Source organism: Isoptericola sp. NPDC060185 (assembly GCF_042728595.1).
Lineage (GTDB): Bacteria > Actinomycetota > Actinomycetes > Actinomycetales > Cellulomonadaceae > Isoptericola.
The window spans coordinates 22,744-34,920 of sequence record NZ_JBHWYY010000002.1; the positions used below are offsets into that span (position 1 = coordinate 22,744).

General features: G+C 74.5%; 14 protein-coding genes. 3 read left to right on the forward strand and 11 right to left on the reverse strand.

What is annotated here, in order from left to right; genetic code table 11:
- Positions 1-120: 120 nt before the first annotated feature.
- The 5 genes from ACFWDO_RS00930 to ACFWDO_RS00950 form a co-directional block, all read right to left on the reverse strand.
- Positions 121-1,401 carry an ABC transporter substrate-binding protein gene (locus ACFWDO_RS00930; protein WP_380322967.1) on the reverse strand — a complete coding sequence of 427 codons (1,281 nt, stop codon included), beginning with the start codon at positions 1,399-1,401 and terminating at the stop codon, positions 121-123.
- A 54-nt stretch (positions 1,402-1,455) separates the two neighbouring features.
- On the reverse strand, positions 1,456-2,283 hold the full coding sequence (locus ACFWDO_RS00935) for a carbohydrate ABC transporter permease (RefSeq protein WP_380322964.1): 828 nt from the start codon (positions 2,281-2,283) through the stop codon (positions 1,456-1,458).
- A gap of 4 nt (positions 2,284-2,287) precedes the next feature.
- A complete protein-coding gene (locus ACFWDO_RS00940; RefSeq protein ID WP_380322961.1) occupies positions 2,288-3,268 on the reverse strand; it encodes a carbohydrate ABC transporter permease in 981 nt (326 codons plus the stop codon).
- A complete protein-coding gene (locus ACFWDO_RS00945) occupies positions 3,265-4,305 on the reverse strand; it encodes a LacI family DNA-binding transcriptional regulator (RefSeq protein ID WP_380346750.1) in 1,041 nt (346 codons plus the stop codon). Before ACFWDO_RS00945 ends, ACFWDO_RS00940 begins: the two co-directional genes overlap by 4 nt.
- Positions 4,306-4,477: 172 nt before the next feature.
- Complete coding sequence (locus tag ACFWDO_RS00950; RefSeq protein WP_380346752.1) at positions 4,478-4,897, reverse strand: hypothetical protein; 420 nt, start codon at positions 4,895-4,897, stop codon at positions 4,478-4,480.
- Positions 4,898-5,031: 134 nt separating this feature from the next.
- On the opposite strand from ACFWDO_RS00950, the gene ACFWDO_RS00955 reads away from it, so the two are divergent.
- Both ACFWDO_RS00955 and ACFWDO_RS00960 read left to right on the forward strand, forming a co-directional pair.
- Positions 5,032-5,646 carry a DoxX family protein gene (locus ACFWDO_RS00955; protein ID WP_380322955.1) on the forward strand — a complete coding sequence of 205 codons (615 nt, stop codon included), beginning with the start codon at positions 5,032-5,034 and terminating at the stop codon, positions 5,644-5,646.
- Positions 5,647-5,857: 211 nt separating this feature from the next.
- Entirely contained in the window at positions 5,858-6,601 is a 744-nt protein-coding gene (locus ACFWDO_RS00960) for a GNAT family N-acetyltransferase (RefSeq protein ID WP_380322952.1), read from the forward strand.
- A 27-nt stretch (positions 6,602-6,628) separates the two neighbouring features.
- On the opposite strand, the gene ACFWDO_RS00965 is transcribed toward ACFWDO_RS00960, so the two are convergent.
- The 3 genes from ACFWDO_RS00965 to ACFWDO_RS00975 form a co-directional block, all read right to left on the reverse strand.
- A complete protein-coding gene (locus ACFWDO_RS00965) occupies positions 6,629-7,147 on the reverse strand; it encodes a gamma carbonic anhydrase family protein (RefSeq protein ID WP_380322950.1) in 519 nt (172 codons plus the stop codon).
- 10 nt (positions 7,148-7,157) lie between these two features.
- A complete protein-coding gene (locus tag ACFWDO_RS00970; RefSeq protein WP_380322947.1) occupies positions 7,158-7,640 on the reverse strand; it encodes a DUF4395 domain-containing protein in 483 nt (160 codons plus the stop codon).
- Positions 7,641-7,734: 94 nt separating this feature from the next.
- Positions 7,735-8,172, reverse strand: a complete 438-nt coding sequence (locus tag ACFWDO_RS00975) for a thioredoxin family protein (RefSeq protein ID WP_380322944.1) — start codon at positions 8,170-8,172, stop codon at positions 7,735-7,737.
- Between the two features lie 160 nt (positions 8,173-8,332).
- Here ACFWDO_RS00975 and ACFWDO_RS00980 point away from each other — a divergent pair, with 160 nt between their 5' ends.
- Positions 8,333-9,115, forward strand: coding sequence for a GTP pyrophosphokinase family protein (locus ACFWDO_RS00980; protein WP_380322941.1), 783 nt, complete (start codon positions 8,333-8,335; stop codon positions 9,113-9,115).
- A gap of 41 nt (positions 9,116-9,156) precedes the next feature.
- Here the strand turns inward: ACFWDO_RS00980 and ACFWDO_RS00985 are convergent, their stop codons facing one another.
- The 3 genes from ACFWDO_RS00985 to fgd form a co-directional block, all read right to left on the reverse strand.
- Positions 9,157-9,801 carry a hypothetical protein gene (locus tag ACFWDO_RS00985; RefSeq protein ID WP_380322938.1) on the reverse strand — a complete coding sequence of 215 codons (645 nt, stop codon included), beginning with the start codon at positions 9,799-9,801 and terminating at the stop codon, positions 9,157-9,159.
- A gap of 152 nt (positions 9,802-9,953) precedes the next feature.
- Positions 9,954-11,153: an XdhC family protein gene (locus ACFWDO_RS00990; protein ID WP_380322935.1), complete on the reverse strand. Its 1,200-nt coding sequence runs from the start codon at positions 11,151-11,153 to the stop codon at positions 9,954-9,956.
- Positions 11,153-12,169 (reverse strand): glucose-6-phosphate dehydrogenase (coenzyme-F420), encoded by a 1,017-nt coding sequence (fgd, locus tag ACFWDO_RS00995; RefSeq protein ID WP_380322932.1) that lies wholly within the window; start codon positions 12,167-12,169, stop codon positions 11,153-11,155. Before fgd ends, ACFWDO_RS00990 begins: the two co-directional genes overlap by 1 nt.
- Positions 12,170-12,177 lie beyond the last annotated feature (8 nt).

Consider the following 12,177-nt stretch of genomic DNA (forward strand, 5'->3'; position numbering starts at 1 on the left):
GACCCCCCCTCCGCGCCGGCCGGGGCGCGGGGCCGGCCCGGGGGGGGCGGGGGGGGGGGGGGGGGCCCCCCCCCCGGGGGGGGGGGGGGGGGGGGGGGCGCCCCCCCCCCCCCACGACCGTCACTTCGTGATCTCGTCCCAGCCGTCGGTGAGCTGCGCGGACAGCTCGTCGGCGTCCGTCTCCTGCGCCAGGAACCGCTGGTAGGCCGGCGTGGCCACGGTGTCCTTCCACTGCGCGTACGCGTCGACGAACAGGTACGGCGCGGAGACGAAGTGCTGGCCCGAGGCCAGGATGGTGCTCCAGCCGTTCTCGTCGCCGAGCTTGTCGGCCATGACCTTCTGGGCCGACGTCGTCGCCGGGATCAGCGCGTCCGCCTCGTTGAGGGCGGCCAGGTTGTCCGGCTCGGTGAAGAACTCGATGAACTGGGCCGAGTCCTCGACGTGCTCCGAGTCGACGTTGACGGACAGGGTCTGCGGGTTCGCGGCCTGCCCGGCGCCCTCCGGCCCGGCGAGCGGCGGCAGCACCACCCAGTCGAGGTCCTTCGGAGCGTCCTTGGCGATGTTCGCGGCCTGGTAGGAGCCCTGCACCGTCATCGCCGTCTGACCGGCGTAGAACGACGCGATCGCCTCGGAGCCCGACTGCGTCAGGGTGACCGGGAGGATCGACTTGTCCTGGTGCGCCATCGCGTCCACCAGCTCGGGCACGGCCATCTCGCCGTCGCCGATCGTGATCTTCGCGTCGGTGCCCGTGCCGGTGAAGTACTGGCCGCCGAAGGCCGGCGCCAGCGTCATGAACGCGGCGGTCGGGCTCGACAGGCCCCAGCCGAGGCCGTAGGTCTTGCCCTTCGTGGTCGCCTTGGCGATGTCGCGCAGCTGGTCCCACGTCATGGTGTCGCCGGTCGGGATCTCGACGCCCGCGTCCTGCAGGAGCTTCTTGTTCGCGAAGACCATGTAGGACTGCAGCTCGGTCGGGTAGGCCACGACCTGGTCGTCGACCGTCACCGAGGACAGCACGCCCTCGGGGATGTCGGCCTTGCGCTCGTCGGACATGTACTCCGAGAGGTCGGCGAGGTAGCCGTCGCGGGCGAACGGCACGATGCTCGCGGCCTCGTAGTGGATGATGTCGGGCGCGGCACCGCCGTTGAACTGGGTGATGAGCTTGTCGTAGACGCCGTCCCACCCCGCCGGCACGATCTGGACCTGCACGTCGGGGTGGTCGGTGTTCCACTCGTCGACGATCTTCTTGGTCGCCGCGATGGCGGCCGGCTGGTCGGACAGCGACTGGAACTTCAGGGTCACGGGGCCGTCACCGCCGTCGTCGCCGCCACCGCCGCTGCACGCGGCGAGGGCCAGGGCGCTGACCGTGAGGCATGCGGCGATGGACACTCCACGAGTCTTCATGGGACTTCCTTTCGGGTGGTCGTCAGGGGTGCGGAAGAACAGGAGGGCGGGTCGTCAGCCCTTGACGGCGCCGGCCATGAGCCCGCCGGTGAGCTTCTTCTGCATGATCGAGAAGAAGACGATGCTCGGGATGGCCGCGAGGAACGACCCGGCCGCCAGCGGCCCGAGCGCGACCTTGCCCTCGCCGCCGATGAACGACGTGAGCGTGATCGGCAGCGTGTAGTTCTCCGGCGACTGGAGCAGGACCAGGGCGAAGAAGAACTCGTTCCAGGAGGAGACGAAGCTGAACATCGCTGTGGCGACGATCCCGGGAGCGAGCAGCGGGAACACGATCCGGCGGAGCACGGACAGGCGGCTGGCGCCGTCCATGGAGCCGGCCTCCTCGAGCTCGGTGGGGATGCCGGCCACGTAGCCCTGCAGCATCCACAGCGCGAACGGCAGCGTGTACGTGGTGTGCACCAGCGTGAGCCCTACCAGGCTGTCCGTGAGGTTCATGGTCCGCAGGATGAGGAACAGCGGCAGGATGATGAGGATCACCGGGAACACCTGGCTCACGAGGATCCACCCGACGCCGGCCACCCGGATCGCGCCCTTGAGGCGGGCGAGCACGTAGGCCGCCGGCATCGCGATGAGGATGACGAGCGCGGTCGAGGCGAGCGCCACCATGACGCTGTTCACCGCGGAGTGGACCAGCCCCTGCCGCGCCAGCGCCTGGGCGTAGTTCTCCCAGTGCCACTGCGAGGGCAGCAGGCTCACGGTGAGCGAGTTGAGCTCGGCGGACGACTTCACCGAGGCCGAGATCAGCCACAGCAGCGGGAAGCCGAGGAAGACGATGTAGCAGGCCAGCGCCACGTACTGGGCGGGGCGGACGAGGACGCGCATCGGCTCAGCCCTTCTTCACGGCGCGGTCGTCGCGGAACTGCGACCGCAGGTAGACGGCGAGGAGCAGGACCACGACCACGACGAGGACGACGCCCATCGCGGCGGCGTACCCGATGTTCCGGTTCTTGAACGCCTCGAGGTAGGTGAACAGCATCGGCAGCATCGTGCGGCCGCCGGGCCCGCCCTCGGTGAGGACGTAGACCAGCGAGAACGAGTTGAAGTTCCAGATGAAGTTCAGCGACGTGATCGACGCGACGATGGGCCGCAGGCTCGGCCACGTGACGGCGGTGAACCGGCGCCAGGCGCCCGCGCCGTCCATGGACGCGGCCTCGTGCAGCTCGTCGGGGATCTGCTGGAGGCCGGCGAGCAGCGTGACCGTGGTCTGCGGCATGCCGACCCACACGCCCACGACGATGACGGCGGGCAGCGCGGTGGAGAAGTCCGCCAGCCAGTTGATGTCGTCCGGCAGGCCCAGCGCCCCGAGGAACGCGTTGAGCGGCCCCGCGTTGGGCGAGTAGATCATCTTCCACATGATCGCCACGACGACCGGCGGCATCGCCCACGGGATCAGCGCGAGCACGCGCGTGAGGCCCTGGAGCCGCAGGCCGGAGTTGAGCAGCTGCGCGAGCCCGAGGGCGAGCACGAGCTGCAGCAGCGTCACGGACACGGCCCAGATCAGGCCGATGCGGAACGAGTCCCAGAAGAACGAGTTGCCCGCCAGGCGCACGAAGTTGTCGACGCCCACGAACTCGTAGTCCGGGTGGCGCACGAGCCGCGCGTCGGTGAAGGCCAGCGCGATGCCCATGACGAGCGGCGCGACGCTGAGCACCAGGATCGGCAGGAGCGACGGCATCACCAGGGCGGCGGCCTCGCGGCGGCGGCCTCGCTCCAGCCCGCCGCGGCGGCGGACCTGCTGCGGGCCCCGCGCGGAGGACCGGCTCGAGGGGCCGGCCGCGGGCGCGGTCGGCGTGGTCGGGGCGCTCATCGCGTGCCCTCCTCGGGGGTGGTGGCGACGCCGGACGACTCGCGCACCAGCAGGCGCGGGCCGATCACGACGTGCTGGGCGGTGGCCTCGTCGTCCTCGAGGCGGGCGAGCACGGCGCGCGCGGCGGCGGCCCCGCGCTCCGCGGTGCCGAGCGAGACGCTCGTCAGGGTGGGCTCGTAGACGCGGCCGAGCTCGGTGTCGTCCATGCCGGTGACCGCGACGTCGCCCGGGACGGCGAGCCCGGCCTCGCGGGCGGCGCGGACCGCGCCGATGGCGAGCAGGTCGTTCGCGGCGACGACGGCGTCCAGGCGCGTCCCGTCGGCGGCGGGCGCCAGCAGGGTGCGCGCGGCGCGCAGCCCCGCGGCGACGGTGAAGTCGTCGGCGACCTCGACGGCGACGCGCTCGGCCGGGAAGCCGCCCGCGCCCGTCGCGGCGTCGAAGCCGCGCTGGCGCGCCGTGCCCGGCGTGGTGTCCAGGGGGCCGTTGAGGAAGCCGATCCGGCGACGGCCGGCGGCGACCAGGTGGTCGACGGCGAGGCCGATGCCGCCCGCGGAGTCGGTCGAGACGGAGTCGCCGGCGGCGTCGAGCGCGCGGCCGATGACGACCACCGGGACCGGGGCCCGCCGGATCTCCTCGGCGAGGGCGTCGTCGGCGCGCAGCGGGCTCACGACCAGGGCGTCGACGAACCCGCCCCCGAGGCTGCGCACGAGCTCGGCGGTGGCGCCCGCCGTGTCCCCCGTGGACATGACCACGACCCGGTAGCCGTGCGGCGCCAGGACCTCGTGGATGGCGGCGAGCATCTCGACGTACACCGGGTTGCCGATGTCGGCGACGGCGAACGCGACCTGGAAGGTCTTGCGCATCCGCAGCGACCGGCCGGTCACGTCAGGGCTGTAGCCGAGCTCGTCGGCGGCGGCGCGCACGCGCTCCACCATGGCCGGGCTGGCCCCGGTGCCGTGCAGTGCCCGCGACGTCGACGCGAGGGAGACCCCGGCGTGCCGGGCCACCTCGATCAACGTGGCGCGTGATGACGTCACTGTCGCTCCACCTTCAGCGTCGAACGGCGATTGGAAACGTTTCCAGATCCGTCTCCGCGGCATCGCTGGAAACGTTTCCGGATGAGCGCCACTGTGACACCCGCGCCGCGCAGGTGTCAAGGCGCCGGGACGGCGTCGCGCGCCCCGGGAGCGCCGCCCGAGGTGGTTCAGGTCAGGGACGCTCCCGGGGCGCCGCGACGAGACCCTCGAGCGACGGTGGCCGGTAGCCGGGCCCCTTGAGGACCTTGCCGTCGGCCCGGCGCAGCACCCGACCATCGTCGTCGACCTTGCTCATGTTGGACCGGTGCACCTCGACGAAGACCGCGGGCAGGTCGATTCCCAGCGCGTCCGCGGCGCCGTACGTGACGTACAGGACGTCGGCGAGCTCCTTGGCCACGGCCCGGTAGGCGGCGTCCGCGTCCTCGCCGGCGGCCAGCGTCGCCGCGAGCTCGGTGAGGGCCTCGGCCGCCTCGGCGGCCTCCTCGTCCAGCAGCGCCCGGCGGTGGGTCGCCAGCTCCGGGCGCGCGGCGTCGGTCTCCAGGTCGAACGTCTCGCGGAACTCGGCGACCCGCCGCATCGGCTCGTGATCCATGGTCCGACGCTAGCGGGCCCCCGGGTGAGGACCGGGCGAAAACGCCCCGCCCCCCGCATCGCCCCGCACGACGGGACCTCTCTCCTGGGGCGGCCACACCCGGCCGTGACCCCTCCCCGGAAGTGAGCACCACGATGTCCGTCTCCACCCCGGCGCACCGCACCGCCACCGGCACGGTCCCGCCGTCCCAGGACAACCCCGCCCCCGCCGCCCCCGCGGCCACGCCCTGGCGACCGCGCACGACGCCGCCCCGCCCGTCCACCCGGGCCCCTCGCCGCCTCGCCGAGCGGATCGCGCTGCGCGCCGATCTCGCGGTGACCGCGCTGGCCCGGTTCCTGACCCGATGGTCGGTCCCCGCCCTGCGCGTCGCCCTCGGGCTCGTCTTCCTCGGCTTCGGCGCCCTGAAGTTCTTCCCCGGTGCCAGCCCCGCCGAGGAGATCGCCGCCCGCACGGTGGAGACCCTCACGTTCGGGCTGGTGCCCGCCACGGCCGCCGTGCTGCTGACGGCCGTCATGGAGACCTTCATCGGCCTGACGCTCCTGTCCGGCCGCCTGCTGCGGACGGGCCTGGTCGTCCTCGCCGTCGCGATGGTCGGCATCCTGTCCCCCGTCGCCCTCTTCGGCGACGAGCTGTTCGGCCACGGCATGACGCTCCTCGGCCAGTACGTGCTGAAGGACGTCGTCCTGGTGGCCGGCGCGACCGTCGTCGCCGCCGTCGCCCTCGGCGCGCGGCTGCGGCTCGACGCCTGACCGGCACGATCCTCGACGAGCGACGACCACGAGCGACGACCACGCGCGACGACCACGCGCGACGACCACGCGCGACGAGCGACCTGGCCCCCGGCCCACCCCGGACCGGGGGCCCGTCGCGCCGGGCGCACGTCACAGCACGCCGAGAGCGAAAAGCGCGCCCTCCCGCGGAGGGCCGACGCTTAGGCTGCGACGGCCGACAGGAGGACCCATGACCACCACGACCACCCCGCCGGACGCGACCCCGACCCCGTCATCGGGGCCCGACGCGTCCGAGGCCGTCCTCGACAACCCGCGCTGGTCGTCGCTCACCGGGGCGCACGCGCACCTGGCCGAGGGGAACGACCTGGTGCTGCGCTACCCCGCCGACGTCTCCCCGTTCGCCGCCGTGCGGTCGTGGGACGACCCCGGCGTCTGGGACGCGATCGTCGACGTCGTGGGCCACGGCGCCGAGTTCCCGACGCCGCCGGCCACGGTCGCGCTGCCCGCGGGCTGGGAGCGGGTCGCCCTCCACGAGGGCGTCCAGCTCGTCGACACGGCCCGGCTGCGGGCGCGCCCCGACGACGAGGCCGTGGTGCTCGGCGCCGACGACGTGCCCGACATGCTCGCCCTGGTGGAGCGCTCGCGCCCCGGCCCGTTCCTGCCCCGCACGTACCTCATGGGGCGCTACGTGGGCGTCCGCCGGGAGGGGCGGCTCGTCGCGATGGCGGGCGAGCGGCTCCAGCCGGACGGCTGGACCGAGATCAGCGCCGTGACGACCGACCCCGACCACCGCGGCCAGGGCCTCGCGACCCGGCTGGTGCTCGACGTCGCCCACCACGTCCGCGAGCGCGGCGCCCGGCCGATGCTGCACGCGGCGGGGAACAACACGAACGCCATCCGGCTCTACGAGAACCTCGGGTTCCGGCTGCGCGGCCACACCATCTTCGGGACGGTGCGCACGCCGGAGGCCTGAGCGCCCGCCGTCAGCACATCGGGCGCGTCAGCCCACCGAGCGCCGGTGCCGCTCGGCCAGCTCCTGGTACTCGATCGCGTTGCGGCGCACCCGCTCGGCGCCCTCGGCGTCGAGCGGGCCGCGGTCCTTGGCGGGCACGCCGACGGCCAGGTGCCCGGCGGGGATCTCCTGCCCCTCGCGCACGAGGGCGCCGGCGGCCACGAGCGCCCCCGCGCCGACGACGGCGTCGTTGAGCAGGGTGGCGCCCATGCCGATGAGACTGCCGTCGCCCACGGTGGCGCCGTGGATGATGGCGCCGTGCCCGACGCCCACGCCCGCGCCGATCGTCGCGGGCACGCCGGTGTCGGTGTGCACCACGCAGTTGTCCTGGATGTTGGACCCCTCGCCGAGCACGATCGCGTCCATGTCGCCGCGCAGCACCGCACCGTAGAACACGCTGGCGCGCGCCTCGATGCGGACGTTGCCGACGATCGTCGCCGTCGGGGCGACCCACGCCGTGGGGTGGATCTCGGGAGTGTGGCCGTCGAAGGGGAGCACCGTCACCATGCCTCGGACCCTACCGGGGCGCGCGGTCCGCGGTCCGGGTGGCCGGCCGCAGGCGCAGGCCCAGGAGATACAGCTCACACCCCAGGCACAGCCCGACGACGGCGTTGAGCGCGGCAGCGACGAAGGCGACGCCCGCTGCCCACGGAACGGCGGTCAGCACGCCGGCGAGCCCGAGGACGACGCCCACGCCGGTCACGACCAGGCCGACGAGCTGCGCGAACCGCGGCGGCCGCGGGTCCTCCAGCTCCTCGGGCGGCGCGAGCCGCGGGCGCACGAGCGTGCGGAAGAGCCAGCCCTGCACCGTGCCCTGGGCACCGCGCACCGCGCCCAGGGCGAAGCCCGCCGCGACGACGGCGAGCAGCACGAGGCCGGCCGTCGTCGCGCCCAGGAGCACCACGACCGCGAGCAGGAAGGCGGTGATGCCGGCGCCCACGCGCGGGCCGCGGGGGTCGATGCCGGCCGGGGCCGGCGGGGCGGAGGTCTCGTGGCTCATGGGTGCTCCTGCGATGGTGGGGCCGAGAGGTGCGGTGGACGGTCCTCGTCGGGCGTCGGGCGTCGGGCGGCAGTCGGCGGGCGCGGCGTGCCCGTCAGGCGCGGGCGGCCGGGGCGGGCAGCGCCGCCTCCAGGGCCCGGCCGGCCTGGGCGGGGTTCATGCCGCCGCTGCTGCGCGCGGCCTGCGCGCCCGTCGCGTCGAGCACGAGGACGGTGGGGGTCTTCAGGACCCCGAGCTCGCGCACCAGGTCGAGGTGCTCCTCGACGTCGAGCTCGTGGTGCACCACCCCCGGCTCCCGCGCGGCGACGTCGCGCAGCACGCGGGCGGTGGCCCGGCAGGGGGCGCAGACCTGCGCCGAGAGCTGGACGAACGTCGCGCGCTCCCCCAGGACGACGCCCCGCGCGGCCCAGTCGACCGCGAGGTCGGCGCGCGCGGGAGCGGTGCGGACCCGGCCCTGCCGTGCGCGCCACAGCGTGCCGAGCACGACGGTGAGCAGCACGAGCGCGACCAGGACGACGAACTGGGTGGTCATGGTCCCCCCTCGACTCCGGCGGTACGGTGCACGCCCATCCTCCTCGCCTCTCACCCCGCGGACAACGAGTGGCCGGATGCCGGACACCGTTCGGGGAGGTGCTGCGGAGGCCGCCCGGCGCAGGCACGCGGGGACGTGCGGGCCGTCTACCGTGGACGTCGTGAGCACGTACGCCGAGCACGAACCCCCGCACCTGTCCCCCGACGCCGCCGAGATCCGCGAGCTCGTGGACCAGCTGCGCCGGCTCGTGCTCACCTACAAGTTCGGCATCGACGAGGTCATGACCAAGATCTCGATCCTGCGCGACGAGTTCCGCCACATGCAGAACTACAACCCCGTGGAGCACGTGAGCTCGCGCCTGAAGTCGTTCGAGTCGATCGTGGCGAAGTGCCGCCGCAAGGGCATCCCGCTCACGCCCGAGGGCGTCCGCGGGCAGATGTTCGACGTCGCAGGCGTCCGCGTCACCTGCAGCTTCGTCTCCGACATCTACAAGGTGCGCGACATGATCGTCGGCCAGACCGACCTCACGATCCTGGAGGAGCGCGACTACATCGCCCATCCCAAGGCGAACGGGTACAAGTCGCTGCACCTCATCGTGCAGGTGCCGGTCTACCTGTCCGACCGGGTGGAGGACGTCGTCGTCGAGATCCAGCTGCGCACCATCGCGATGGACTTCTGGGCGAGCCTCGAGCACAAGATCTACTACAAGTACGCGCGCGACGTGCCGCGCCACCTCACCGACTCGCTCAAGCTCGCCGCCGACGTCGCCTCCTCCCTCGACAGCTCCATGGAGCGCATCCACGAGGAGGTCAAGGCGATCGCCGGCGAGGCCGATCCCGTCGAGCACCGCGACGACCGACTCACCCCCGAGGAGCTGTTCCACAACTTCTGGGGCGCGGCCCGCGCCGAGGGCATCGCGATGCGCTCGGCCCGCGACGACTGAGCCGGCGACACCGAGCCGGCGACGGACCCCGAGCGACCCGGTCAGGGCGCCGCCTCGACCGCCCGCCGGGACAGGAGCGCCGCGACGAGGAAGCAGGCCGCGCCGACCAGCGTCCCCACCGTCGACCACCACGGGCTGAGGTCGGCGTCGGTGCCCGGCGCGACGTAGGCGCCGACGGCTGAGGCGGCGAAGGCGACCGAGCCCGCCATGTTCAGCCAGGTGCCGTGCCAGGTCCGGGCGTCCGTGTCCCACAGCCGCCCCCGGTCCGCCGTCGCGACCAGCGCCAGCGCGCTCGACACGAGGAACGCGGCCGAGCCGTAGGCGTCCGGCCGCCACCCCGCGCCCACGTCGCCCGGGTCCACCACGGCGGCGGTCAGCGCCACGGTGGTGCTCACGTTGAACAGCAGCGTGCCGAGCAGCTGCACCGCCGCCGACCACCAGTCCCATCGGTCCGCCACCACCGCCCCGGGGCCGGGCGGACGGCGGCCGCTCAGCGCGAGCTGCACCACCGCCGCCGCGGTGAACAGCACCGCCCCCACCACGAACGTGATGCCCGTGCCGACCGGGCCCGCCCACGCCGCGTAGGCGGGCAGCGCGCCGACGAGGAAGCACACCGACCCCGCGGCGAAGCCCCACGCCTCGCGGCGCAGGCGGCGCTCGCGGGTGCCCTGCGTGCTGGTCCCCATCGCGCACCACCCCACGTCGAGGCCGGGCTCGCCGGGCGCCTCCCGGCGTCGAGAGCGTACGTCCGCGCCGCGGGGCTCGCGGGACGGGGCCCGGCCGACCCCGGGCGACGGACCGGGGCAGCGGTCAGGGCAGGGGGTCAGGGCAGGGGGGGTCAGGGCCGGCGGGAGTACCCGCGGTGCGCCACCTCGTCGGGGCGGCGGTCGTGGTGCAGCGGCCCGGCCGTCGCCGTGAGCGGTGCACCGGTGCCGCGGGCGCGGACGGCGACCACCTCGGCGAGCACGGACAGCGCGGTCTCGCGGGGGCTGCGCCCGCCGAGGTCGAGACCGACGGGCGAGCGCAGCCGGGCCAGCGCCTCCGCGGGCACGCCCCGGTCCCGCAACCGGTCCAGCCGGTCGGCGTGCGTGCGGCGCGACCCCATCGCGCCCACGAAGGCGAGGTCGGCGCCGAGCGCGACCTCGAGCAGCGGCTCGTCGAACTTCGGGTCGTGCGTGAGGACGAGGACGGCGGTGCGCCCGTCCGCCCGGCCGGCCGCGAGCTCCGCGGCCAGGTACCGGTCCGGCCGGTCCACGACGATCTCGTGCGCGTCCGGGAACCGCTCACGGGTGGCGAACGCGGGGCGCGCGTCGCACAGCGTGACCCGGTAGCCCAGGAAGACCGCCAGGGAGGTGACGGCGGCCGCGAAGTCCGTGACGCCCGCGACGATCATCCGCGGCGGGGGTGCGGCGACGTCGACCAGCACGCGCATGCCCACGCCCTGGCGGCTGCCGTCGGGCCCGTACGTCAACTCCCCGGTGCGGCCGGCCGCGACGAGCGCGGCGGCGTCGTGCGCGAGGGCGTCGTCGAGCCGCGCCGACCCGGTCCGGCCCGCGACCACCCCGGCGGGACCAACGGCGACGGAGGCCCCGGGGACGCCGCCGTCGTGCGCGACCACCGTCGCGAGGGCCGCCGGGTCCCCGTGCGCGACGCGGCGCGCGAACGCCCGCAGCGCCGCCGCGTCGTCCACCCGCTGCACGAGGATCTCGACGGTGCCGCCGCAGGTCAGGCCGACCGCGCCCGCGACGTCGTCGCTCACGCCGTAGCGCACGAGCTGGGGCACGCCGTCGCCCAGCACCTCGAGGGCGCGGGCGTGGACGTCGGCCTCCACGCACCCGCCGGTGAGCGACCCGACGGCGGTCCCGTCCGCGCGCACCAGCATGCGGGCGCCCGGGCCGCGGGGAGCCGAGCTCCACGTCGCCACGACCGTCGCGAGCGCGAACGGCGCGGTGGACGACCCGGTGGACGACCCGGTGGACGACCCGGTGGACGACCCGGTGGACGACCCGGCGAGCACGGCGTCGAGGACGGGATCCATCAGGCCTCCTGCCGCTCCCGCTCCCGGGCCCGCAGGCGCGGCAGGATCTCCTCGGCGTACCGCTCGAGGAACGCCTGCTGGTCGGCGCGCGGGTCGTGGAAGACGAGGTGGGTGAAGCCCATCTCGACGTACGACCAGATGCGCTCGACGTGCTCGTCCGGGTCGTCGGACACGATCCACCGGCTCGCGGTGCGCTCCACGGGCAGCGCGTCGGCCAGCCGCTCCATCTCGACCGGGTCCTCGACGCCGACCTTCTCCTCCGGGGTCAGGGCCAACGCACCCCACGCCCGGGTGGCCTGCCGCGCCCGGTCGAGGTCCGGGTCGTAGGAGACCTTCATCTCGATCATGAGGTCGAGGTCGGCGAGCGTGCGCCCGCCCTTCGCGGCGCCCTCGGCGAGGGCCGGGAGCAGCGTCTCGGTGTACAGCTCGCGCCCCTTGCCGCTGGTGCAGATGAAGCCGTCGCCGACGCGCCCCGCCAGGCGGGTGGCGGACGGCCCCGACGCGGCGACGTAGAGCGGCACGGGCGTGTCCGGGCGGTCGTAGATCGTCGCGTCGCGGGCGCTGTAGTACGTGCCGTCGATCGTGACCCGCTCCCCGGCCCACAGCGCCTGGATGAGGGAGATCGCCTCCCGGAACCGGGCGTACCGCTCCTTGCCGTCGGGCCACGGCAGCCCGAGCGGCGCCTCGTTGAGGGACTCCCCCGAGCCGACGCCGAGGATGACGCGACCGGGCGCGAGGCAGCCGAGCGTGGCGAACGCCTGGGCCACCACGCCGGGGTGGTAGCGCAGCGTGGGGGTGAGCACGCTCGTGCCCAGCCGCACGCGGGACGTGCTCGCCGCGGCGGCGCCCAGCCACGGCAGGGCTGCGGGCGCGTGCCCGCCGGTGTGCCGCCAGGGCTGCAGGTGGTCGCTGACGAAGACGGAGTCGAACCCGGCCTCCTCGGCCAGGACGGTGGAGGCGAGCAGGTCGCGCGGCGAGAACTGCTCCGCCGACGCCTTGTAGCCGAGCTGCAGCATGGTGTCCT